Origin of the sequence: Streptomyces griseorubiginosus (assembly GCF_036345115.1) — a bacterium.
GTDB lineage: Bacteria > Actinomycetota > Actinomycetes > Streptomycetales > Streptomycetaceae > Streptomyces > Streptomyces griseorubiginosus_C.
In genome coordinates this window covers 8,686,611-8,709,048 of the sequence record NZ_CP107766.1, presented here as the reverse complement: position 1 = coordinate 8,709,048, position 22,438 = coordinate 8,686,611, and the positions used below count along the sequence as shown (strand labels likewise).

The following is a 22,438-nucleotide window of genomic DNA, read 5'->3' as shown; positions in this document are numbered from 1 at the left end:
TTACGGCTCTGGTCAACCCACCACCCGCGCGCACGCTACGGTGGACCGGCCGAACCTCTTCGGCAGCACAAACCCGCGTACTACGAGGTGGGGGCACAGCAACGCCATGGCACAGGGCACGGTCCAGGTGACGCACACCGGCACATCGCGGTGGCGGCGCCGCACAGGTGAGTACGCGTCGCTCGCCGCCGCCCTGGAGGCCGCGGCCGAGGGCGACGTCCTCACCGTCGCGCCCGGCACCTACCGGGAGAACCTCGTGGTGCAGCGGGCGGTGACCCTGCGCGGCCCGGAGGGCTCGCCGGGTTCCGTGCGCATCGCGCCCTTGGACGGGGTGCCGTTGACGGTCCGTGCCTCGGCGGTGGTCCAGGACCTGCACGTGGAGGGCCAGGACGCGGCCGCGCCCGCGCTGCTCGTCGAGGAGGGCACCCCGGAACTCGCCGACATCAGGGTCGTCACCCGGTCCGCGGCCGGCATAGAGGTGCGCGGCGGCGCCCGGCCGACCGTGCGGCGCTGCACCGTCGACAACCCGGCGGGCATCGGCATCGCCGTACTCGAGGGCGCGGGCGGGGTGTTCGAGGAGTGCGAGATCGTGGCGGCCGGCCAGTCCGGTGTCGCGGTGCGCGGCGGCGCCCACCCCCGCCTCGACCGCTGCCGGATCCACCACACCTCGGGTGCGGGTCTGGCGGCGACCGGCGAGAACTCCGCGCTGGAGGCCGTGGGTTGCGAGATCTACGAGGTCCGCGGCAGCGGCGTCCAGATCACCGGCCGGGCCACCGCGCACCTCACCGACTGCGATGTGCACCGCACCACCGGCGACGGCGTCACGCTGGACACCGACGCGGTGCTGACCCTGGCCGACTGCCGTATCCACGACATCCCGGAGAACGCGGTCGACCTGCGCTCCCGCTCGGTCCTGACCCTGACCCGCACCACCGTCCGCCAGTTCGGGCGCAACGGCCTGTCGGTCTGGGACCCGGGCACACGCGTGGACGCCAACCAGTGCGAGATCTTCGACAGCACCGGCGACTACCCCGCGGTCTGGGTCAGCGACGGCGCCACCGCGGTCCTCGACTCCTGCCGGGTGCACGACGTGCCGGACGCCCTGTTCGTCCTGGACCGCGGCTCCCGCGCGGACGTCGTCGACAGCGACATCTCCCAGGTCCGCAACACGGCCGTGTCCGTGAGCGACGGCGCCACCGCCCAGCTCGACGACTGCCGGATCCGGGACGCGGCCACCGGTGCCTGGTTCCGCGACCACGGCAGCGGCGGCACCCTCAACAACTGCACCGTGGACGGCACCCAGACCGGAGTGATCGTCACCAAGGGCGCCGACCCGACGATCGAGCGGTGCACGGTCGACTCCCCCGCCGAGGCCGGCTTCTACGTGTCGGCGGGCGGCCGCGGCAGCTTCCTGAACTGCCGGGTGACGGGCAGCGGCGGCTACGGCTTCCACGTCATAGACGGCTGCCGTACGACTCTCAGGAAGTGCCGCACCGAGCGCTGCGCGCGCGGGGGCTACGAGTTCGCCGACGCCCCCGACGCGGCGGCCGGTTCGGGGCCCGTCGTCGAGGACTGCACCAGCGACGAGAGCGGCGGTCTGACCCCGCCCGCGGCCCGGGAGACGGCCGTACAGACCGACTCCCGCTCCGCCGGCCTGCTGGGTGCGATCCCGGAGCAGCGGATCACCGAGCAGGAGCCGCTGGTAGCGCCCGCCGAGCCGGAGAAGCCGGCGCGCACCTCCAAGGCCGTCCTCGGTGAACTCGACGCGCTGGTGGGCCTGGACAGCGTCAAGCGTGAGGTGCGGGCCCTCACCGACATGATCGAGGTGGGAAGGCGCCGTCAGCAGGCGGGCCTCAAGGCGGCCTCCGTCAAGCGCCACCTGGTCTTCACCGGTTCCCCCGGCACCGGCAAGACCACTGTCGCCCGGCTCTACGGCGAGATCCTCGCCTCCCTCGGGGTCCTGGAGAAGGGCCATCTCGTCGAGGTGTCCCGCGTCGACCTGGTCGGCGAGCACATCGGCTCCACCGCGATCCGCACCCAGGAGGCCTTCGACCGGGCGCGCGGTGGGGTGCTGTTCATCGACGAGGCGTACGCGCTGTCGCCGGAGGACTCCGGCCGGGACTTCGGCAAGGAGGCCATCGACACGCTGGTGAAGCTGATGGAGGACCACCGGGACGCGGTCGTGGTGATCGTCGCCGGCTACACCGCCGAGATGGAGCGGTTCCTGTCGGTCAACCCGGGGGTGGCGTCCCGGTTCTCACGGACCATCACCTTCAGCGACTACGACCCGGACGAACTCCTCAGCATCGTGGAGCAGCAGGCCGAGGAGCACGAGTACCGGCTGGCGCCGGGTGCCCCCGAGGCCCTGCGGAAGTACTTCACGGCGATGCCGAAGGGGCCCGCGTTCGGCAACGGCCGTACCGCGCGGCAGACGTTCGAGGCGATGGTCGAGAGGCACGCGAGCCGGGTCGCTCAGGTCGACGACCCGACCACGGACGATCTGACCCTGCTCTACGCCGAGGATCTGCCCGGCTCGTCCTGAGAGCGCGGTCCCGGCAGGTCCGGCTGGAGCCGGCCCAGCAGCTTCGCCCGTTCCTCGGCGAAGGCGGGGTCGGCCTGGTAGTCGGAGTGGCCGAGGATGGGCGCGGGCAGCGGGTGCAGATCGGTGCGGCCGTAGACCAGGGGGTCCCTCAGGGGCTCACGGTCCACCTCGGGGCCGCAGTCGCCGGGCAGCCGGACCGGGCCGCCGATGGGGTCGGTGAGCCGGTGGAGGTTGCGCCAGCAGTCCACGTCGTGGTGCAGGGCGGTGAGGGCGGCCGGTCCGAAGTGGGCCGGGAACCAGCGGCCGTAGAGGCGCTCGAGCGGGGAGCCGTAGGTCAGCAGGGCGACCCGCTTGCGGACCGACGGCTCCAGCTGCCAGGCCGCTGCGGCCGCGAGGACGCTGCCCTGGGAGTGGCCCGAGATGACCAGTCGGCCGCCGGTGGTCCGGGTCCAGGTCCCGATCCGCCAGGTCAGGTCGGGGACCGCGCGCTCGGCGTAGCAGGGCGGGGCGAAGGGGTGGGCGGCACGCGGCCAGAAGGTGCCGACGTCCCAGAGGATGCCGATGGTGCGGCGGGCGGAGGGGTCCTTGTAGGCGCGCCTGCCCCAGGTGACGAACAGGAGGAAGCCGAGACCGATCAGCCAGGAGCCGAGGGCCTGGCCGGTCTCGGCGGCGCTCTCGACGAAGGGGTACGCCCCCTCGGCGGCCCTGGCCGGGGTCTTGCGGGAGGTCAGGGCGCCGACGAGCGCTCCGGACCCGAGGAGGAGGGTGCTGGCCGCCGTCACGCCGAGCAGGCGGGGCCCTCGGTCCGTCAGGGCCGCCATGGCGCGGGTCCTGGCGATGCGCCGGGTGCGGGCCGCGTCCTTGGGCTCGCCGGGGTACTCGCTCTCCACGACGGCCCGTTGCTCCCGGCCCGATCGCCAGGCCCGCCGGCCCAGCCAGGCGAGGTGCCCGAGGAGCACGAGAAGGACCAGCGGGATCACGGAAGCCTGCCAGGTCAGCAGGACCGGCGGGCCGGGGATGGTGGCGCCGGTGCCGTCCAGCCAGTCCGCCACGCGCTGCGACACGCCTCCGGACATCACACCGCCGAGGGCGCAGGCCAGCGTCGCGACTGCGGGTCCGGCGAGGCCGCGCATGGCGGCGCGCGGGTCGGGGTGCGTGCGGTACAGCAGATGGGCGACGACGGCCAGTCCGATCACCAGGAGGCCCTGGACGAAGGCAATGCCGCCGAAGGTGGCGTCCCCCGACAGCCGGCCCTGCGACTGCCATCCCGGCCGGGCCCAGCCGGCGTACACCGCGGCGAGGGCGAGCAGGGCGAGCGCGGCGAGCGGCAGGCGCCGTACGAGCTGCTCGTCGAGCCGGCGGTCCAGGCGCCGCTCGCTGCGGCCGCGGCGGCACACCACCCACACGACCGTCGCCCCGGCGAGGACGAGACTCAGCTGAAGGAGACGGCCCAGGGTGTCCAGCAGTGCGGGACCGCCCGGTGCGCGGTCGAAGCGGGCGGCCGTCGAGCTGACCGCGGCGGCGATCGTCAGGAGACCGGCGGCCGTGTGCGCGGCGCGCAGGCGGGCGACCAGGCGGCGGCCGTACCAGAAGCCGGGGCGGCCGAGCGCGGTGCGGCCGTGGTCCTCCTCGGGCTCGCCCTCGTGGGGCAGGGGCTGCTGGGACTCGTAGGCGCTCCAGGTGCGGTGGGACAGGTACCAGAGCAGGCCGGTGAGCGCGGTCGGGACGAGGGCGGCGAGGGCGAGGCGGCGGCCGGGCCTGCTCCACCAGCCGTCGTCGGACACGTCGGGCGACAGGAAGCCGAGCCAGGAGCGCGACTCGGCGCACGCGCGCGTGCCCGCGCACTGCCAGGCGGCCAGGTCCAGGGCGACCTCGCAGGCGGCGGCGACCAGCAGGACGGTCAGGGTCAGGCCGGCGAGCCGCACCAGCAGGCCGTAGAGCCTCACGGTCTTCTTGCGGCCGCGCGCGGTGGGCCGCATCCAGTGGGCGAGGTTGACGACCATGAACGGCAGCAACAGCAGCCACAGGGCGCGGGTGCCGTTTCCGGAGGTGAGGTTGCACCAGACGTACGCCTCGGGGACCGGGCCGGTGCGGCCGTCGTGCGGTCGGGCCTCGGCGTCGACGTCGTCGGCGCGCCGGAACACGGCCGCGACGTCGTCCCCGGTGATCCGCACCGTGCGCGGGTCGTCGAGCATCTTGTCCGGCGTGGTGCCGCCCACTCCGTGGACCAGGAGTTCCAGGGCGGTGCCGGATGCTGCGGCACGGGCGGTCGAGCCGCCGGTGCCCTTGGTCGGAACACGTTCCACTGATTCGCACTTCCCCCGTGACGCGCCGTCGGCATCTGTCCGTGCGGGCACAAGGATCTCCGCCGACCGCGTTTCGCGCACCTCTCGTCACGGAATCTCCCCGATCCGAGTGACAGCGAGAGCGCAGGTGTACACCCGGGGACATGAGCGTGACGGGGCGGTCGGTGGCGCGACCGTGGGGGGCCCGTGCGAGTATGGGACGTCCGCGCACCAGGGACGGGCAAAATATCCTAGTCGGAGTGGGTGCGCAGGGCGTGTCGGACGGCCCCAGGCGAAAGGACCGGAGCGTACGTGAGCGAGAATCAGAACCTCCTCGCGGAGCAGCGGCGCGCCCTGATCCTGGACGAGGTCCGGCGCCGCGGCGGGGTGCGCGTCAACGAGCTGACGCGGAAGCTCGGCGTGTCGGACATGACAGTGCGGCGCGATCTCGACGCGCTGGCCCGCCAGGGTGTGCTGGAGAAGGTGCACGGCGGCGCGGTCCCGGTGGTCGAGGCGAGCACGCACGAGCCGGGGTTCGAGGCGAAGTCGGGTCTGGAGCTGACCGCGAAGGAGGACATCGCGCGGTCGGCGGCGGAGCTGGTCGCGCCGGGCACGGCGATCGCACTGTCGGGCGGTACGACGACGTACGCGCTGGCCCACCATCTGCTCGACGTGCCGGATCTGACCGTCGTCACCAACTCGGTGCGGGTGGCCGACGTGTTCCACGCGGCGCAGCGCACCACGGGCCCGCGTCAGGGCGCGGCGACCGTCGTGCTGACCGGCGGGGTGCGCACCCCGTCCGACTCGCTGGTGGGGCCGGTGGCCGACCAGGCGATCGGGGCGCTGCACTTCGATGTGCTCTTCCTCGGGGTGCACGGGATATCGGTCGAGGCCGGGCTGTCGACGCCGAACCTCGCGGAGGCCGAGACCAACCGCCGGCTCGTGCAGTCGGCGCGGCGGGTCGTGGTGGTCGCCGACCACACCAAGTGGGGCACCGTGGGCCTGAGTTCGTTCGCCGCGCTGGAGCAGGTCGACACGCTGGTGACGGACGCGGGGCTGCCGGGTGCGGCGCGCGCGGAGATCTCCGAGCATCTGCGGCGCCTCGTGGTGGCCGGTGATGCCGACGAGGCCGTTGCGGGTAAAGACAGTTGACTGGGCGTCAGCTAGGGTGAGCAGCTCCTGACCCGACACAGGGGGGTGTGTCCGTGGCTCACCAACTGCGTGAGGTGGGGCTCGACTTCATCGGGACCGCGCCGGTCCGGATGGTGTTCGTGCAGGAGATGTCGGCGCCGCCGGAGGCGGTCTACCGGGCACTCGCCGAGGACGTCCCCGGGTGGCAGGAGTGGTTCGCCGCGGTGACCCTCGCCCGCGCCACCGGGGACGGTTCGACCCGTGAGATCCACCTCAAGGGCGGCGGGCGCTTCAAAGAGACGGTCATCGCGGCGAAGGACCCCGAGGTGTACGCCTACCGGGTCGACGTGGCCAACGCGCCCGGGGCCCGCGCCATCGCCGAGGAGTGGCGGCTGGTGCCCGCCGGGACGGGCACGAGCGTGCGGTGGACGTTCGCCGCGGACGGCACGGCGGCGTTCCGGCTCGTGACGAGGCTCGGGCGGGCCGGCCTGGGACGGGCTTTCCGTGACGCGGTCAAGCGGCTGGACCGGCGGCTCGCGCACCAGGAGCCCGTTCGGCCGCCGGACCCTCCACAGCACCCGTGAGGACGCGACGCTAGTCGTTCCTCGTGAAGGTGCCGAGGCCGCTCGTGTCGAGGTTCTCGACCCGGACCTTGTCGGCGCGGCCGCCTGAGCCGACGGTGAAGGTCACCCCGGTCAGGCCGACGGCCATTTCGCCGGTGGTGCGGTAGCTGAAGGTGTCACCGTCGTAGTGGGTCAGGACGAACCGTTGCTTCTTGGGCCCGACCTGGAGGCTGAGTTCGTCCCCCTGGGCACTGACGGTCAGCGGGCCGTAGTAGTCGTTGGCGTACGTTCCGGTGTAGGCGCTGTTGGCCTTTGCGGGCGCGGACGAGGGCGGGGGCTTGCTGTAGTCGGTCTCCGAGCGTTCCGCCTGCAGGGTCTGCTGGAAGACCGGCCCGAGGAACTTCAGCCAGTCGACGGTCGGCCCGCCCGTCTGCGCGGTGTCCAGGAACGTGGCGGAGATCGCCTCGGGCACACCGATCGGCTCGCCGTTGGTCAGGACGACGATGCCGAGCTTCTCCGAGGGCAGCAGCGCGACGTTGGTGGCCGCCCCCAGCGCGAAGCCGCCGGAGTGGCCGAGCTTCAGCCTGCCCTGGTCGTCGTAGCTGACGTTCCAGCCGAGCCCGTAGAACCCGGCCCGGCCCGCGGGCGTGTGCGGCGGCGCGGAGACCATGTACGGCAGGTGGGTCTGCTCCAGCGCGGCGGCGTCGACGACCTGCCGCCCCTCGAACTTCCCGTTGCCCAGTTGCAGGCGCAGCCACTTCGTCATGTCACGGACCGTGGAACTGGCCCCGCCCGCCGGGCTCTGGGCGTCCGGGTTTCGCACGTACGAGGCGTTCCAGGTGTCCCCGCTCTTCACGTGCAAGGTGGCCTTGTTGCCCGCCTTCTCGTAGTCGGCGAACGAGGAGCTGGTGGAGTCCATCCCCAGCGGCTTGTACACCTTGTCGGCGGACAGCTCCTCCCAGCTGGTGCCCGCCGCTCGCGCGGCGGCGACGCCCGCTTCGGTCAGTCCGAAGTTGGTGTACGCGTAGTGGGCGCGGAAGGGGGCCAGCGGCTCGTAGCGCAGGTGGTTCAGGATGTACGAGCGGTCGTAGCCCAGGTCCTCCAGGAGGTCTCCGGCGTGGTCGGGCAGTCCGCTGCGGTGCGAGAACAGGTCGGCCAGCGTGACATGGCGGCTGACCCACGGGTCCTTCAGCGCGAATCCGGGCGTGTACTTGACGACCGGGTCGTCCCAGCCGACCGTCTTGTCGCCCACGGCCGCGGCGACGACGGTGGAGGCGAGGGGCTTGGAGACCGAGGCGAGCTGGAAGACGGTGTCCGCTCCGATCCGGTCCTTTTTGCCCGCCTTCCGCAGGCCGAACCCCTTCTGGTACACCACCTTGTCGTCGTAGACGACGCCCACCGCGATTCCGGGCACCCCGGTGGTGCGCATGGCGTCCTTGACGACGTCGTCCAGTTGGTCCACCGCGGTCTCGACCTTGGCACGGGTGAGCTGTGCCGGTGGCTGGGCGGGCGGGACGGAGGGCAGCGGCGACGTCGCGGCGGCCGCACGGCCGACGACGGCGGCGGTGTCGGCGTCGGATCCGGTACAGCCGACGGCCAGCGCCGCTACCAGGCCCAGTGCTGCGGCGGAGTGAAGTGACCGGCGGCTTGCGGTGTCGAGTCGGGGCATGGTGTCCATGCAAATCCCTCCCCCGGCATCCGGCGCGCCTTCGCAGGCCGTTCGGGCGATCCGGCGTTCGCCGGCACGCATGCCCGGGCCCGACGCTCCGGCCGGACGGGCTGGTGACCGGGGCGGTGCGGGAGTGACGCGGCCCGGGGTCTGCTCGATGGCAGGCTCAGTCGGGCCAGACGCCCGTCTGCAGCAGGGTGGCGATCGCCGTCGTGTACGGCTCGATGTCCAGGCCCTGTTCGGTCAGCCAGGTGTCCGAGTAGTACTTGTCGAGGTAGCGGTCGCCGGGGTCGCAGAGCAGGGTGACGACACTGCCCCGCCGTCCCTCGGCCACCATCTCGGCGATGATCTTCAGGGCGCTCCACAGGCCGGTGCCGGTCGAGCCGCCCGCCTTCCGGCCGATGGCCTGCTCCAGGGCGCGTACGGCGGCGACGCTGGCCGCGTCGGGGACCTTCATCATGCGGTCGATCGCGCCGGGCACGAAGCTCGGCTCCATCCGGGGCCGGCCGATGCCCTCGATGCGCGAGCCGCAGTCGCAGGTGACGTCCGGATCGCCGGTGGTCCAGCCCTCGAAGAAACAGGAGTTCTCCGGATCCGCCACACAGATGCGGGTGTCGTGCTGCATGTAGTGGACGTACCGGGCGATGGTCGCCGAGGTGCCGCCGGTGCCGGCCGTGGCGACGATCCACGCGGGCTCCGGAAATCTCTCCAACTCCAGTTGGCGGAAGATGGATTCGGCGATGTTGTTGTTGCCGCGCCAGTCCGTGGCCCGTTCCGCGTAGGTGAACTGGTCCATGTAGTGGCCGCCGGTCTCCACCGCGAGTCGGGCGGACTCCTCGTACATCGTGCGCGGATCGTCCACGAAGTGGCACCGCCCGCCGTGGAACTCGATGAGGCGGATCTTCTCCGCGCTCGTCGTGCGGGGCATGACCGCGATGAAGGGCACGCCGATCAGCTTCGCGAAGTACGCCTCGGACACGGCCGTCGAGCCGCTGGACGCCTCGATCACCGGGCGGCCGGGCCGGATCCAGCCATTGCAGAGGCCGTAGAGGAAGAGCGAGCGGGCCAGCCGGTGTTTGAGGCTGCCGGTCGGGTGCGTGGACTCGTCCTTGAGGTACAGGTCGATGCCCCACCTCTCGGGCAGCGGGAAGCGCAGCAGGTGGGTGTCGGCCGAGCGGTTGGCGTCGGCCTGGACCTTGCGGACGGCTTCTTTCAGCCAGCCGCGGTAGGCGGGGTCGCTGTGGTCGACATCGAGGGTGTCGCCGGTCCGGGTCTGCTGAGGGGTGCTCACGACAGGGCTCCTTACGCTGCGCGCCGACGGCGGGTCGCGCGGCCGACACCTCGATCATAGACACCTTCCGCACGCTCCTCACCTGCATAAACGCACCTTTGAGAGCCTCAAAGGCACCCCTGGGGTCGCCGTCCGCACGGCTGTGGGGGCGCATTCGGGCGAGTGCGCCCGACGCTCCCGGTGAGGTGTCATGCGCACTGGTGCTCGACGCCCGTGGCGGGCAGACTGCACCGGGCGGGACGAGGTCCCGAACGGGGGCGCACACTGGATCACGACAGGAGCCGGATCTCGGCGCACACGGGAGCGCGGGCCGGCACACCGATGCGCACAAGGGGGCGGGACGGCATGGCGGAGCCGGAGTTCACGGCTACGGGCGTCCGGATCGGCAAGAGGTTGCGCTCGCTCACCCGGGCCGGTCAGGTCCGGATCAGCGACGGCAGACTGGAACTGCTCACCAGTTACGGCAGCGAGATCGACAGCGCGCCGGTGCAGGCGGTGCGCGCCTCCAAGCCCTGGTTCGCGAACGACGACCGGGCCCTCGCGGACCTCAACGGGAACCGGTACTCGCTCACCCTGGGCGAGCACGACCCGGCCCCGGGTGAACCCGGGCCACCCGCGGCGCGCCGCTTCATCGAGGCCGTACGCAGGGCGGCGGGACGCCGCGACTGAGCCGGCACGCGACGGCGCGGGCGGACTCGGCGGACTGTGAGTTGCGCCACCGCGCCTCCTGCGTCACGCTGGTCTCACATCACTCTCGGTTTACCGGCGATTACGCTGCGAACCAGCCCGCCGGGCACGACAGCAGGCGGCCGTTTCCACTCCGGCATCCTGCTGGATCGATCCGAACTCCGTGTTCTTCCGGACCTCACGTCGGGGAGTCGCAGCCGTGATCAGTCATCCGAGCAGGCACTGCGCGGTGGAGCTCCAGGCTCTGCCGTCGCGGATCGGCCAGGTCCGCAGAATCCTTTCCGCGCAATTGCGCTACTGGCATCTGGATCCCCTCATAGACCGGGCCGCGCTCGGTGTGACGGAGCTGTTGACCAACGTCCACCGCCATGCCCAGCCCGACAAGACGTGCACCGTGGAGATCGAGCTGCTGCTCGACCGGCTCACGGTCTCGGTGCGCGACCACGACCCGCGTCTGCCGGTCGTGGCCGACATCGAGGACGCCGAGCCGCTGGCCACGTGCGGGCGCGGGCTCGCGATGGTCGCCGCGGTCAGCGAGAGCTGGGGCGTACGGCCGGACGGCGAGTCGGGCAAGGTCGTGTGGTTCACCCTGCCCACGCCCGCCGCGGCGCGACCCCGGCCGGCCGCCGCCACGCGTCCGCCGCGGCGGAAGGTCGCGGTCGCGGAGACGTCCGGGCTCAGGTTCCCCGAGGTCGACGTCCGCAGGCCGGAACACGCTCCCGCCCGGTCCGCCGTTGCCGGTTGACCGGGCGGTGACAGCCTCTTCGGCTGGTCCGGCTGGGGTTGCGTCGGCAGGGTGCCCTCCATTGGCGTCGGGAGCCCGATCGCGTTCTCCATCGGCGTCGGGAGCCCGATCGCGCTCAGGTCTCGAGGGCTTCGTGCGATCGGGTTCCCGGGGTCGACGCGGCCCTCCGGGGCACCGGCGACCGGCGCGCCCGCGGAGCCTCACTCCGTGGCGATCGCCCGAAGCACGTCGAGCCGTGCCGCGCGTCGGGCCGGGCGCAGGCCCGCGAGGGCTCCCGCCGAGAGGCCCACCAGGGCGACCACCGCGAGTTGCAGCGGTGGCATCGCGAAGGCGAAGGTGCTGTCGCTCGCGCCGTCCGAGGCCTCCACCAGGACCCAGCCGAGGAAGGCGCCGAGGCCGAGCCCGCCGACCGTGCCGAAGGCGGCGACCAGCACCGACTCCCAGCGCACCATGGCCCGCAGTTGGGACCGGGTCTGGCCGACGGCCCGCAGCAGGCCCAGTTCGCGGGTGCGCTCGTGGATGGCCAGGGAGAGCGTGTTGGCGATGCCCAGCAGGGCGATGAGGACCGCGAGGGCGAGCAAGGCGTAGACGAGCGTCAGCATCATGTCGATCCCGCCGGCCGAGGACTGCGCGTACTCGTCCCGGGTCTGCACCTCGGGGTTGCCGTAGCGCGCCGCCACCTTCTCCACCGCCGCCTTGCCCGCGTCGGCGCTCACCCCGTCCTTGAAGGAGACGGCGACGAGGGTGTCGGAGTCCTGGGTGCGATGCGGGGCCCAGGCCGCGCGGGTGATGACGTACTCCCCCGCCAGCTCGGACTGTCCGTAGACCGCGCGGACCGTGAAGGTCTCCGTCTCGCCGTCGGTGAAGCCGAGCCGGACCCTGTCCCCGGGCGCGAGGCCCTGCTTCTCCGCTTCCTTCTCGGTGATCGCGATGTCGTGGGTGCCCAGCTCGCTCAGGGAGCCGCGGACCGTGCCGAGATCGAAGGTGCGTTGCAGCGCGAGCGGGTCCGTGACCGTCAACGCCCGTCCGCTGCCGTTGACTTCGGCGACCCCGCGGCCGAGTCCCACGGCCGTGTCCACCTCGGGCAGTCGTTGCACCGCTGCGGCGAGCCGGGGGCTCAGACCGCTGCCGCCCGCGCCGAACGACGGGGTGCTGACGGCGACATCGCCCGCGAAGGACCGGGACACGGTCTGGTCCATGGTCGCCTTCAAGGAGGCCCCGAACACGGTGAACAGCGACACCACGGCCACGCCGATCATCAGTGCGCTCGCGGTGGCGGCCGTCCGCCGTGGGCTGCGCAGGGCGTTGCGCCGGGCGAGCCCGCCGGTGACTCCGCGCAGTCGGTCGAGGGGCCGGCCGAGGACCCGTACCGCTGCCGTGGCGGCGACCGGGCCGAGGACCACGAACGCGGACAGGGCCAGGACGGCACCGGCTCCCGCCAGCCAGAGGGACGGGGACACCAGGACGCCGGTGAGCGTGACGGCCACGGCGAGCGCGGCCAGGCCGGCCCCGATGACGGCCCGGCCCCGGGAGGCGCCGGACTGGTCTACGGCCGTCTCGCGCAGCGCGGCGAGGGGTGCGGTGTGTCCGGCGCGTACGGCGGGCAGCAGCGCGGAGCCCAGGCAGACCGCGACGCCGACCGCGAGCGGCAGTGCCATCGACAGTGTGCTGACCACCAAGTCGCCCTCGGGGAAGGGGAATCCGATGGCCGGAAACAGGGCCTGGAGGCCGGCGGCGACGCCGATGCCGCCCGCCAGGCCGGCGGCGGAGGCGGTCAGGGCCACGACGCTCGCCTCGGTCAGGGTCGATGCGGTGACCTGTCGGCGGGAAGCACCGAGGGCTCGCAACAGGGCGTTCTCGCGGGTGCGTTGGGCGACGACGATCGCGAAGGTGTTGTGGATGGAGAAAGTGGCGACCAGGAGGGCCACGCCCGAGAACACCAGCAGGAAGATGGTGAAGATCGTCAGGAACTGACTGGAGATCATGTCGGTGTTCTCCTCGGTCGACTCCTGACCCGTGATGGCCTCAACGCCCTTGGGCAGCAAGGGAGTCAGCCGGTCGACGAGCTCCTGCTGGCTGACGCCGGGGCCCGCGCGCACCAGGATGCTCGACGCCCGGCCCGGCTCTGCCGTGAGGCACTTCTCGGCGTCGGCGCGGGTCATGCCGGTGTACGTCACCTGGGCCATGCCGTCCTCGCCGCCGAAGGTCGCCAGGCCGACGATCTTCACCTCGACGGGGTCGGGGGTGCGCAGCGTCGTGGTGTCGCCGATCTTCAGATCTCCCCGGTCGGCGGTGCCGCGGTTGACGACGACCTCGCCGGACCTCTCCGGGGCGCGGCCCTCGGCCAGCCGGTACGGGTTGAGTTTCGGATCGTCGATCCAATTGCCGGCGAGGGTGGGCGGGCCCTGGCCGCCGATGGGCTTGCCGTTCGCGCCGATCAGCTGACCGGCGCCCTGGATGTCGGGGGCGGCGGCCGCGACGCCGGGCACCTGTTCCACGGTCCGCACCAGATCGGTGGGGACCGGCGCGCGGACGCCCTCGCTCTCCCCCGGTGTGGTGATGGCCTCGGCGCTGCGGACCACGGCGTCGGTGCCACTGGTCGCGTTGCCGAACATGGTGTCGAAGCCGGCGCGCAGGGTGTCGCCCATGACGAGGGTCCCGGCCAGGAAGGCCACACCGAGGAAGACGGCGAGGAAGGTCCCGGCGAAGCGGCGCTTGTGGGCCAGCAGGGAGGAGCGGCTGAGGCGCAGGGTGGCGTTCACGAGGGGCCCTCCTTCCGGGGGCGGGAGGGGGTTCCGGTCGGTGGGGACGTGCTGGTTGCGGCGGCCGCCGCGGGGGGCTCGGCCCACGTCGAGGCCTCGGTCGGCTTGACCGCCCCCGTCCTCACCCCCGCTCCCGTCCGTGAAGTCGCCTCGAACGCCTTCATCCGGTCCAGGACCCGGTCGGCGGTCGGGGATTCCATACGGTCCACCAGGCGGCCGTCGGCGAGAAAGACGACCTCGTCCGCGTGGGCGGCGGCGACCGGGTCGTGGGTGACCATGACGACCGTGCGGGCCGTCTGGCGTACGGTCCGGCCGAGAAGGCCGAGGACCTCGCCGCCCGAGCGGGAGTCGAGGTTTCCGGTGGGTTCGTCGGCGAAGACGACGTCGGGCCGGCCGGCGAACGCCCGGGCCACGGCGACGCGTTGCTGCTGTCCGCCGGACAGCTCGCTCGGCCGGTGGTGGAGCCGGTCGCGCAGGCCTACGACGTCGACGAGCGCGTCGATCCACTCCGCATCCCCCTTGCCGCCCGCGAGGTCCAGCGGCAACCGGATGTTCTCCTCGACGGTCAGCGTCGGCACCAGATTGAACGCCTGGAAGACGAAGCCGACGCGGTCGCGCCGCAGGAGGGTGAGGCGGCGGTCGTCCAGTGCGCTCAGGTCGGTGTCGCCGATGTAGGCGCCGCCCGCGGTGAGCGTGTCGAGGCCTGCCGCGCAGTGCATGAGCGTGGACTTGCCGGAGCCCGACGGCCCCATGATCGCGGTGAAGCGGCCGGCCGGGAAGTCGACGCTCACCCCGTCCAGGGCCCGCACGCCGGTGTCGCCGCTGCCGTACACCTTGACGGCGTCGACGACCCGGGCGGCGGGGAGCGTCTGTGAGGGGACGGTTCCGGCGGTCATGCCGCACCGCCCTTGCCCACCGTGCGGCCGAACTGCTCGTCCAGGACGGACAGTCGGCGCCAGTACTCGTCCTCGTCGATCTCGCCTGAGGCGAAACGGCGGCCGAGCACGGCGATCGGCGAGTCACCGGTGGGACCGGCGTCGGCCATGGCACGCCACGGTCCGCGGCGGCCCCGCCAGACGGTGCGGCGCAGGACGGTGACGACGCCGAGCACGACGGCCGCCCAGATCAGCGGGAAGAAGAGGATCCACGGGCCGGGGCCACCGTCCCAGTTCGCGAGCGTCTGCATGTCGGTTCATCTCCCTGGAGTTCCTGTCGTTCGGTGCTGCTTCGAGACTGGCTCCGGAGAGGGGGGCGGGTCGTCGTACGGCCAGCGGCAGTCCGGGTACCTCCTGGGGAGTACGCGGGCCTGTTCCGCCTGCTCCCCGCAGAGATCCACAGCCCCTCGACTTCTGTAACTACTAGTATGTACAGTGCGTCCATGAGCACCCCGGACCGACTGATCGAATCCACGCGCGAGCTGCTGTGGGAGCGCGGCTATGTGGGCACCAGCCCCAAGGCCATCCTGGAGCGGGCTGGCGCCGGACAGGGCAGCATGTACTACCACTTCAAGGGCAAGCCCGACCTCGCTCTGGCCGCGATCCGGCGCACCGCCGAGGAGCTGCGGGCCGCCGCGGAGAATGTGCTCGGCGGGCCGGGCACACCGTACGAGCGCATCGAGGCGTATCTGCGGCGCGAGCGCGATGTGCTGCGCGGCTGCCCGGTCGGCCGGCTCACGATGGACCCTGACGTGATCGCCAGCGACGAACTGCGCGCACCTGTCGACGAGACGATCGACTGGATCCGTGAGCGCATCGCCGGGATCGTCGAAGAGGGCAAGGAGCAGGGCCAGTTCGTGGCCTCGCTGGACCCCGAGGAGATCGCGGCGACCGTCCTCGCGACGGTCCAGGGCGGCTATGTCCTCGCCCGCGCCTCCGGCTCCCCCGCCGCGTTCGACACCGGCGTGCGGGGGCTGCTGTCGCTGCTCGCTCCCCAAGCGTCGTAAGGGAGCCGGGGTCGTGGAGGACTGCACCACTACCGAGTGGGCCGCCCACATCACCGCCGAGGACCACTCCGCCTGAGGAGGCGACCGATGCACGCGATGCAGTACGCGCTCACCCTGCCTGCCGACTACGACATGGCCGTCATCCGCGGCCGGGTCGCCCGGGTCGGGCATCTGCTCGACGACTGGGAGGGCCTCGGCTACAAGGCGTACCTGATGCGCGAGCGCGGGGTGCACGGCTCGCCGGTCAACCAGTACGCGCCCTTCTACCTCTGGAACACCGTGGAGGGCATGAACACCTTTCTCTGGGGCGGCGCCTTCCAGGGGTTGAGCAACGACTTCGGGCGGCCGTCGGTGCGGCAGTGGACAGGGCTGTCGTACGAGGAGGGCGGCGCCGCCGACTCCCCCGCCCGGTCGGCCGTACGGCTGCGTCAACCGGTGCCCGAGGGCGGTGAGTTGGCGAAGGTGATGGCGGACGCGGTGGGTGAGACGGAGCGGCTGGCCGGGGCGGACGGGGTGGTGTTCGCGGCCGCCGCCGTGGACACGGCCCGCTGGGAGCTCGTGCGCTTCTCGTTGTGGGCGGATGAGGCGCCGAGGACGGAGGGGGACGTGTTCGAGGTGCTGCATGTGTCGGCGCCGGGGCGGAAGCTGCTGCCGCGGGGGCGTCAGTGGTGAGCGCGGTCCGCACGGTGACCGGGGACGTCCCCGGGGAGCGGCTCGGGGTGTGCGACGCGCACGACCATCTGTTCTTCGGCAGCCCCCAGCTGCCCGGTCAGGAGCTGCGGAGCAGGTCGGCAGCACAGGCCGAGCTGGCCGCGTTCGCCGCGCAGGGCGGTGGCGCCGTCGTGCAGTGGACGCCGTACGGGCTGGGGCGGCGGGCCGCGGATCTGCCGGCACTGTCCCGGGAGAGCGGGGTGCGGATCGTCGCGGCGACCGGGCTGCACCAGGCCGTCCACTACGACGACGGCACGCTCGCCGCACTGGGCGGCAAGCTGGCCGAGGTGTTCGTCGCCGAACTCACCGAGGGCATCGGGGCATCGGGGGTCCGCGCGGGGCTGATCAAGGTGGCGGGCGGATTCCACGCCCTCGACGCGCACGCCCGCTGGACGATGACCGCGGCCGCCGAGGCCCATCGTGCGACGGGCGCGCCGGTCGCCGTCCATCTGGAGCTGGGGACCGGCGCGCTGGACGTACTCGACCTGCTGTGCGGTGAGTTGGGGGTCCCGCCGCACCGGGTGATCCTCGGCCATCTCAACCGCTCCCCCGACCTCACGGTGCACCGCCAGGCCGCGGCGTCGGGCTGCTACCTCGCCTTCGACGGGCCCTCACGCGCCCACCACGCCACGGACTGGCGCATGCCGGACGCGGTACGGGCCCTCGCCGACGCGGGACACGGGGACCGGCTGCTCCTCGGCGGCGACACCACGACCGCGGCCGCGCGGTCGGTCAACGGGGGCCCGGGGATGCCGTATCTGCTGCGCCGGGTGGCTCCGCGGCTCACGGTGGAGCTGGGCGGGGAACTGGTGCGGCGGATCCTCACCGACAATCCCGGGCGGGCCTTCGCCGTGGAGTGGCCGGACCTCGCAGACACTTGAGCTCTGGGTCCTGGGCGAAAGGCTCTCGGCCGGTGCCGCACCACCGCCGCCGACAGCCCTGCCGCACCCCGCCGGTGGCCCTACGCCACCGAGATGTCCACCGACGGCCGCAGTTTCGCCGCCGCGGCCAGCGCCTCGTGGACGGGGTGGCTCGCGAAGGCCGTCAACAGGGCCTGGTTCGCCGGGTGTTCGGCGGCCGGGTAGGCGATCTGCTCGTAGGCCGCCTGGAAGCGCGGGCCCCAGCGGCGGGCGCCGAGGCGTGCCGTGCGGGAGCAGTTGTCGACCATGTGGGCCACGTCGCGCGCGTGCATGTAGGGCAGCAGTGAGTCGACGGCCTCGATGACGGACTCGTTGACGATCTCCGACCAGGGGTGGCCGCGCTCGGCGAACTCGTCGATCTGGGCGAGCATGGTGGCGACGAACACTCCGGCCGTGAACGGGTCGACGGGCAGCTCGCGTGCCCCGCGGCGGGCCCGGACCCGCTCGCCGGCGGCCCACATCGGGGAGCCGCCGATCTCGCTCATCGGGCGTGCCCCGAGCCGTCGTTCGGCCAGGATCACGCTGCGCAGCTCGGTGCCGTCGGCGACCTCGTCGTAGATCTCCGCGACGATCTCGCGCGCGGGCCCGTACGTGGCCGTGTACGCGCGGTCGAAGACGTCCTGGTCGGACGGCGCGAGGCCGTCGCGGACCGCTCGCAGTCCGGAGCGGGAGATCGTCCGGGCGATCGGGCCGGTGACGTTCTCGCAGGACCGCTCGTAGGCCGTCACCTCGTCGTCCCCGGTCAGACGGCAGCGCGTGTACAGGGTTTCGACGATGCCGTGGACCGCGCCGAGCAGGATGGCGCGCTCGCCGACGATGTCCGAGAGGTACTCGCTCTCCAGTGTGGTGCGGAAGGTGTACGGCGCTCCGAGCGCCACCGACCAGCCGAGCGCGAGGTCGACGGCCCGGCCGTCGGGGTCGGCGTGCACGGCGAAACTGCTGTTGATCCCGGCGCCGTTGACGTCGGCGCCCTGCTGGTAGAGGCGGCGCACGGAGTCGCCCATGCCCTTGGGGCACACGGCGATCACGGGGTGTCCGGCGGGGAACTCGCCGCCGTTCTCCCGGAGATGGCCGAGGAGGAAGCCGTGCGAGAGTCCGATCGCGGCGCCGGGCTTCAGCACTCCGAAGATCTCCTGGTGGTGGGCGGCGAGGGCCGCGTCCGCGATCAGCAGGACGACCAGGTCGCTGTCGGCGGCGACCGTGAGCCAGTCGCCCAGGGTGCCGTCCTCCTCGGTGAAGCCGTGGGCGCGCGCGTCGGCGGCCGAGCGGGAGCCGGGGCGCAGTCCCACGGTCACCCCGATGTCGGAGCCGGCCAGGGAGTCGCGCAGGTTGAGCGCCTGGGCGCGGCCCTGGGGGCCCCAGCCGAGCACGCCGATGCGACGGACTCCGGCGAAGGCCTGGGGCAGCAGGGGGAAGAGGTGCCGGCCGCCGCGCAGGACGGTCTCGGTGCCGCCGGGGACGTCCATGGTTTCGAGGGCGAAGACGCGGGAGGCGTACGAGGTGGAGGTCATGGTCGAGTTGTAGGGTCCGGGCAGGTGTTGCAGCAAGCGCAACTTCTGCATCGGGCTGTTGCGCGAAGTGAAAGGGGCAGGTCACATGGATGATCACCGGGAGCTCCGGCTGTTTTTGCACCTCGCGCAGACCCTGAACTTCGGTCGGACGAGCCTCGACTGCCATGTCAGCCCGGCCACGCTGACCAGAACCGTGCAGCGGCTGGAGGCGGAGCTGGGGCACCGGTTGTTCGACCGCGGCCCGCGCGGGGTGTCGCTGACCGCGCAGGGTCACCGCTTCCGCGAATACGCCGTACAGGCCCTGGAGTTGTGGCGCGCCTATCGCGAGGAGCATCCCGATCCTGCCGAACTGACCGGCCGCTTGGCGGTGTTCGCGACGGTGACGGCCTGCCAGGCCCTGCTGCCCGACCTGTTGGCGCCGTTCCGCGCGGCCCATCCTCAGGTACGGCTGGACCTGCGCACCGGTGACGCTGCGGCGGCGCTGGCCCGGCTGGACGAGGGCGAGGTGGACGTGGCCGTCGCGGGGATCCCGGCGCGACTGCCGGAGGGGCTGGTGAGCCGGACGGTCGCGGTGACCGAGCTGGTCCTCGTCACCGCGCGGGACCGCCCGGATCCCGGCCTGGACGGGCCGTTCGTCCTCCCCCACCGGGGTCTGGTCCGCGAGGCCGCCGACCGCTGGTTCCGGGCCCGGGGGACGGTTCCCGAGGTGGCATGCGAGCCCGACGGTCACGAAGGGCTGCTGGCCCTGGTCTCCCTGGGCTGCGGCACGGGCGTGGTCCCCCGCCTCGTACTGGAACACAGCGCGGTGCGCGAGCGGTTGGCGGAGATTCCCGCCGAGCCGGGGCCCGAGCGGTTCCCGATCGGCCTGTGCGTGCGGCGGGCCGATCTGCGGCGGCCGCTGGTGGCGGCGCTGTGGAGCCTGACGGCGCCGGAGGGAGCGGAAGCGGGGGACGCGAAGGGCGTTGTCAGTGCCGGCTGACGGGACGTGGGGGTGCGGCTGACGCGCCGGCTTTCGAAGATCTACTGTTGGACAGTCGAGCTGATGGGAAACGTATGCGAGTCGTCGTGATCGGCGGGAGTGGGCACATCGGCACCTTCCTCGTGCCCCGGTTGGTGCGAGCCGGCCATGAAGTGATCAACATCAGCCGCGGCAGCCGCAGCGCTTACGTCGACGCCCCCGAATGGGAGCAGGTGCGTCAGGTCGTGGCCGACCGGGAGCAGGAGGACAGTGCCGGCACCTTCGGCGACCGGGTGGCCGGACTGGCCCCGGACGTCGTCGTCGACCTGGTCTGTTTCACGCTGGAGGCGGCGACCGCGCTGGTCGAGCGGCTGCGCGGCGAGGTCGGGCACCTGCTGCACTGCGGCACCGTGTGGCGCCACGGCCCGAGCCACAAGCTGCCGATCTCCGAGAGCACGGGCACCCCGCCCGTCGGGGAGTACGGCGTCCAGAAGGACCGGATCGCCCGGATGCTGAAGGAGGAGACCGCCTTCGGAGGGCTGGTGACCACGTCCCTGCACCCCGGGCACATCGTCGGTCCCGGCTGGCATCCGATCGGCCCGTTGGGAAACCTCGACCCCGCCGTCTGGTCCACGCTGTCCGCCGGGAAGCCGCTGCGTATCCCCGGCAGCGGGGTCGAGTCGATGCACCATGTGCACGCCGACGATGTCGCCCAGGGCTTCGAGCGGGCGATCGAGCGCCGGGACGCGGCGGCCGGCGAGGACTTCAACATCGTCGCCCCCACCGCGCTGAACGTCCGCGGCTACGCCCACATCGCGGCCGGCTGGTTCGGGCAGACCGCGTCTCTGGAACCGGTGTCCTGGGACCGGTTCCGTGAGACCACGGCCCCGGAGCACGCCGAGGCGAGCTGGGAGCATCTGCATCGCAGCCAGTGCTTCAGCATCGAGAAGGCCAGGACCGTCCTCGGCTACGCGCCCCGCTACGAGCCCGAGGCCGCCGTGCTCGAATCCGTGCGCCGGCTGATCGAGCACGGCGAGCTGGAGGTGGCCCGCCCGCCCGCCCCGTGACGCCCCGTGCCCCGTGACGCCCCGTGCCCCGTGACGCCCCGTGCCCCGTGACGCCCTGTGCCCTGCGATGGCCGTGCCCTGTGATTCTCTGTGACCCCCCTCAGGCCGCGAGCTGGACGGGCACCGCACTCGCCCCGGGGCGCCGCACGGGGCGGCTGCTCCGGGTGGCGAACACGTACAGGCGCAGGACGACGAACCGGCCCGCGCCGGCGAGACCCGAGGCACCGAGGTAGACCAGCTGCTCGGTCGCCGTGCCGGCGGCGGGCTGCACCAGGTGCAGCACCCCCACGGCACAGCTGGTGACCAGGTACGCGGCGGTGGCCGAGCCCGCGCACTGCCAGTGCTCGCGCCATCCCGCGCCCCGGCCCTTGCGGAAGGTGTACCGGGCGTGGAGTTCGGTGCAGAGGGCGGTGGAGGCGACGGTGACGATCGCGTTGGCGAGTGCCCAGGGCACGAACACGGCCAGCAGCGACACCGCGAAGCCGGCGAGGATCCCTACCCCGCCTCCAAAGATCACGAACCGTATGAAGGCCATGCGGCCCACCCCCCGTCTCCCTCACATCCGTCGCTTTCCAATGATGGAAAGCTACGTTGCATTCAAGGATCGGGCAACTGATTTATTGCACAGATTAGCCATGATGGCAGTTCATGGGCCTAATATCGTTGCAACGAGTGCACACCTAACGCAACGACAGCCATACACCATCGTTGCAATGAACTGTGGCTGAACGCTAGGCCCGACCGGCGTCCAGGCGGTCCACCCGGGCCACGTTCTCCCGGTCCTCGGTGTCCTCGCTCGGCGTGGCGGCGAACCAGGCGTCGAGGATCTCCTTCAACAGGGGCTCGGAGGTGAGGCGGAGGCTGAGGGCCAGGACATTGGCGTCGTTCCAGCGGCGGGCGCCGTCCGCGGTGTACGCGTCGGCGCACAGGGCGGCCCGTACGCCGGGCACCTTGTTCGCGGCGATGGAGGCGCCGGTGCCGGTCCAGCAGCACACGACCGCCTGGTCGGCCGTCCCCGCGGCCACCTCTCGGGCCGCGGCCTCGGAGCAGACCGCCCACTGCGGGTCGGCGCCGGGGCTCAGTGCACCGTGCGGAACCACCTCGTGGCCACGAGCGCGCAGTTCGTCAATGAGGGCGCGCGCCACAGGTTCGTCCATGTCCGAGGAGACGGAGATCCGCATGTCACGAGCCTACTCGGCGGCTCGTCCACCGGACCACGGGTTCCAGGTAGACCACGTGCGGGCCCTCCAGGCCGGGCAGTTCGGCCGGGGAGCCCACGAAGGCGATCCGGTCGAACTCCGGGTCGCGTCCCTGTGCCCTCTCGGCGGCCGCGAGGTTGTCGAAACAGTCCCGGAGCCCGGACACGGGCAGGGGTGGCGCCAGGTAGTGGACACCGACCTGGCCGTCGTCGCCGTAGGTGATCAGACAGCGGGTGAGCGCGGCGGCCGGGGTGTCGGCGCCCGTCTCCTCGGCCAGCTCCACGGCGGCATGGCGGCGCAGGGCGCGCTCGTCCAGGGGCTCGTCGCCCGTGGGGGGTTCGACCGATCCGCCGGGGAACTGCCAGCGGCCGGGCGCGGCGGTGGAGCGGGACATCCGGCCGACCAAGCACGCGTCCGTCGTCCGTCGGCTGGATCACGCTCACGAAGAGGGACCG

The 22,438-nt window shown here is 72.4% G+C and carries 20 protein-coding genes; 10 read left to right on the top strand and 10 right to left on the bottom strand.

Translation table 11 applies throughout. The features are described from left to right. Window positions 1-106 precede the first annotated feature (106 nt). A complete protein-coding gene (locus tag OHN19_RS39205) occupies window positions 107-2,542 on the top strand; it encodes a right-handed parallel beta-helix repeat-containing protein (RefSeq protein WP_330268759.1) in 2,436 nt (811 codons plus the stop codon). On the opposite strand, the gene OHN19_RS39200 is transcribed toward OHN19_RS39205, so the two are convergent. Beyond that, window positions 2,512-4,848, bottom strand: coding sequence for a hypothetical protein (locus OHN19_RS39200; protein ID WP_391193609.1), 2,337 nt, complete (start codon window positions 4,846-4,848; stop codon window positions 2,512-2,514). The genes OHN19_RS39205 and OHN19_RS39200 overlap by 31 nt on opposite strands. A 291-nt stretch (window positions 4,849-5,139) precedes the next feature. Between OHN19_RS39200 and OHN19_RS39195 the strand changes: the two genes are divergently transcribed. Continuing rightward, entirely contained in the window at window positions 5,140-5,979 is an 840-nt protein-coding gene (locus tag OHN19_RS39195; protein ID WP_330268758.1) for a DeoR/GlpR family DNA-binding transcription regulator, read from the top strand. Between the two features lie 53 nt (window positions 5,980-6,032). Next, window positions 6,033-6,542 carry an SRPBCC family protein gene (locus tag OHN19_RS39190; RefSeq protein WP_330268757.1) on the top strand — a complete coding sequence of 170 codons (510 nt, stop codon included), beginning with the start codon at window positions 6,033-6,035 and terminating at the stop codon, window positions 6,540-6,542. 10 nt (window positions 6,543-6,552) lie between these two features. On the opposite strand, the gene OHN19_RS39185 is transcribed toward OHN19_RS39190, so the two are convergent. Both OHN19_RS39185 and OHN19_RS39180 read right to left on the bottom strand, forming a co-directional pair. Further along, a complete protein-coding gene (locus OHN19_RS39185; RefSeq protein ID WP_330268756.1) occupies window positions 6,553-8,199 on the bottom strand; it encodes a serine hydrolase in 1,647 nt (548 codons plus the stop codon). A gap of 157 nt (window positions 8,200-8,356) precedes the next feature. After that, complete coding sequence (locus OHN19_RS39180) at window positions 8,357-9,481, bottom strand: PLP-dependent cysteine synthase family protein (protein WP_330268755.1); 1,125 nt, start codon at window positions 9,479-9,481, stop codon at window positions 8,357-8,359. 345 nt (window positions 9,482-9,826) lie between these two features. Between OHN19_RS39180 and OHN19_RS39175 the strand changes: the two genes are divergently transcribed. Both OHN19_RS39175 and OHN19_RS39170 read left to right on the top strand, forming a co-directional pair. Further along, window positions 9,827-10,150, top strand: a complete 324-nt coding sequence (locus OHN19_RS39175; protein WP_330268754.1) for a hypothetical protein — start codon at window positions 9,827-9,829, stop codon at window positions 10,148-10,150. A gap of 217 nt (window positions 10,151-10,367) precedes the next feature. Then, window positions 10,368-10,913: an ATP-binding protein gene (locus tag OHN19_RS39170; protein ID WP_330268753.1), complete on the top strand. Its 546-nt coding sequence runs from the start codon at window positions 10,368-10,370 to the stop codon at window positions 10,911-10,913. A gap of 200 nt (window positions 10,914-11,113) precedes the next feature. On the opposite strand, the gene OHN19_RS39165 is transcribed toward OHN19_RS39170, so the two are convergent. The 3 genes from OHN19_RS39165 to OHN19_RS39155 are packed head-to-tail and all read right to left on the bottom strand — an operon-like array spanning window position 11,114 to window position 14,861. Next, window positions 11,114-13,675: an ABC transporter permease gene (locus OHN19_RS39165; protein WP_330268752.1), complete on the bottom strand. Its 2,562-nt coding sequence runs from the start codon at window positions 13,673-13,675 to the stop codon at window positions 11,114-11,116. Next, on the bottom strand, window positions 13,672-14,571 hold the full coding sequence (locus OHN19_RS39160) for an ABC transporter ATP-binding protein (protein WP_330268751.1): 900 nt from the start codon (window positions 14,569-14,571) through the stop codon (window positions 13,672-13,674). The genes OHN19_RS39165 and OHN19_RS39160 overlap by 4 nt, the downstream gene beginning before the upstream one ends. Continuing rightward, the gene (locus OHN19_RS39155) at window positions 14,568-14,861 is read right to left on the bottom strand and encodes an SHOCT domain-containing protein (protein ID WP_330268750.1); all 294 of its coding nucleotides are present in this window, start codon (window positions 14,859-14,861) and stop codon (window positions 14,568-14,570) included. Before OHN19_RS39155 ends, OHN19_RS39160 begins: the two co-directional genes overlap by 4 nt. Window positions 14,862-15,038: 177 nt before the next feature. On the opposite strand from OHN19_RS39155, the gene OHN19_RS39150 reads away from it, so the two are divergent. From OHN19_RS39150 to OHN19_RS39140, 3 genes are all read left to right on the top strand, one after another. Further along, on the top strand, window positions 15,039-15,617 hold the full coding sequence (locus tag OHN19_RS39150; protein WP_330268749.1) for a TetR/AcrR family transcriptional regulator: 579 nt from the start codon (window positions 15,039-15,041) through the stop codon (window positions 15,615-15,617). A gap of 87 nt (window positions 15,618-15,704) precedes the next feature. Continuing rightward, window positions 15,705-16,289 (top strand): DUF4865 family protein, encoded by a 585-nt coding sequence (locus OHN19_RS39145; protein ID WP_330268748.1) that lies wholly within the window; start codon window positions 15,705-15,707, stop codon window positions 16,287-16,289. Then, complete coding sequence (locus OHN19_RS39140) at window positions 16,286-17,209, top strand: phosphotriesterase (RefSeq protein ID WP_330268747.1); 924 nt, start codon at window positions 16,286-16,288, stop codon at window positions 17,207-17,209. Before OHN19_RS39145 ends, OHN19_RS39140 begins: the two co-directional genes overlap by 4 nt. Before the next feature lie 80 nt (window positions 17,210-17,289). Here OHN19_RS39140 and OHN19_RS39135 read toward each other — a convergent pair whose 3' ends face one another. Further along, window positions 17,290-18,759: a ketol-acid reductoisomerase gene (locus tag OHN19_RS39135; RefSeq protein WP_330268746.1), complete on the bottom strand. Its 1,470-nt coding sequence runs from the start codon at window positions 18,757-18,759 to the stop codon at window positions 17,290-17,292. A gap of 85 nt (window positions 18,760-18,844) precedes the next feature. Here OHN19_RS39135 and ilvY point away from each other — a divergent pair, with 85 nt between their 5' ends. Together ilvY and OHN19_RS39125 are read left to right on the top strand one after the other, a co-directional pair. Next, window positions 18,845-19,738, top strand: coding sequence for an HTH-type transcriptional activator IlvY (gene ilvY / locus OHN19_RS39130; RefSeq protein WP_330268745.1), 894 nt, complete (start codon window positions 18,845-18,847; stop codon window positions 19,736-19,738). Between the two features lie 74 nt (window positions 19,739-19,812). Then, a complete protein-coding gene (locus OHN19_RS39125; RefSeq protein WP_330268744.1) occupies window positions 19,813-20,784 on the top strand; it encodes an NAD(P)-dependent oxidoreductase in 972 nt (323 codons plus the stop codon). Window positions 20,785-20,884: 100 nt separating this feature from the next. Here OHN19_RS39125 and OHN19_RS39120 read toward each other — a convergent pair whose 3' ends face one another. From OHN19_RS39120 to OHN19_RS39110, 3 genes are all read right to left on the bottom strand, one after another. Further along, entirely contained in the window at window positions 20,885-21,319 is a 435-nt protein-coding gene (locus OHN19_RS39120; protein ID WP_330268743.1) for a GtrA family protein, read from the bottom strand. Window positions 21,320-21,515: 196 nt separating this feature from the next. Then, window positions 21,516-21,965 (bottom strand): RpiB/LacA/LacB family sugar-phosphate isomerase, encoded by a 450-nt coding sequence (locus tag OHN19_RS39115; RefSeq protein ID WP_330268742.1) that lies wholly within the window; start codon window positions 21,963-21,965, stop codon window positions 21,516-21,518. Window position 21,966: 1 nt separating this feature from the next. Continuing rightward, window positions 21,967-22,377, bottom strand: coding sequence for an NUDIX hydrolase (locus OHN19_RS39110; RefSeq protein ID WP_330268741.1), 411 nt, complete (start codon window positions 22,375-22,377; stop codon window positions 21,967-21,969). Between the last annotated feature and the right edge of the window lie 61 nt (window positions 22,378-22,438).

Excerpts from the sequence above, each read along its gene's own strand:
- OHN19_RS39205 (WP_330268759.1), top strand. The coding sequence starts at position 107 with ATGGCACAGGGCACGGTCCAGGTGACGCACACCGGCACATCGCGGTGG.
- OHN19_RS39185 (WP_330268756.1), bottom strand. The coding sequence starts at position 8,199 with ATGGACACCATGCCCCGACTCGACACCGCAAGCCGCCGGTCACTTCAC.
- OHN19_RS39175 (WP_330268754.1), top strand. The coding sequence starts at position 9,827 with ATGGCGGAGCCGGAGTTCACGGCTACGGGCGTCCGGATCGGCAAGAGG.
- OHN19_RS39160 (WP_330268751.1), bottom strand. The coding sequence starts at position 14,571 with ATGACCGCCGGAACCGTCCCCTCACAGACGCTCCCCGCCGCCCGGGTC.
- OHN19_RS39155 (WP_330268750.1), bottom strand. The coding sequence starts at position 14,861 with ATGCAGACGCTCGCGAACTGGGACGGTGGCCCCGGCCCGTGGATCCTC.
- OHN19_RS39150 (WP_330268749.1), top strand. The coding sequence starts at position 15,039 with ATGTACAGTGCGTCCATGAGCACCCCGGACCGACTGATCGAATCCACG.
- OHN19_RS39145 (WP_330268748.1), top strand. The coding sequence starts at position 15,705 with ATGCACGCGATGCAGTACGCGCTCACCCTGCCTGCCGACTACGACATG.
- OHN19_RS39135 (WP_330268746.1), bottom strand. The coding sequence starts at position 18,759 with ATGACCTCCACCTCGTACGCCTCCCGCGTCTTCGCCCTCGAAACCATG.
- ilvY (WP_330268745.1), top strand. The coding sequence starts at position 18,845 with ATGGATGATCACCGGGAGCTCCGGCTGTTTTTGCACCTCGCGCAGACC.
- OHN19_RS39125 (WP_330268744.1), top strand. The coding sequence starts at position 19,813 with ATGCGAGTCGTCGTGATCGGCGGGAGTGGGCACATCGGCACCTTCCTC.
- OHN19_RS39120 (WP_330268743.1), bottom strand. The coding sequence starts at position 21,319 with ATGGCCTTCATACGGTTCGTGATCTTTGGAGGCGGGGTAGGGATCCTC.
- OHN19_RS39115 (WP_330268742.1), bottom strand. The coding sequence starts at position 21,965 with ATGCGGATCTCCGTCTCCTCGGACATGGACGAACCTGTGGCGCGCGCC.
- OHN19_RS39110 (WP_330268741.1), bottom strand. The coding sequence starts at position 22,377 with ATGTCCCGCTCCACCGCCGCGCCCGGCCGCTGGCAGTTCCCCGGCGGA.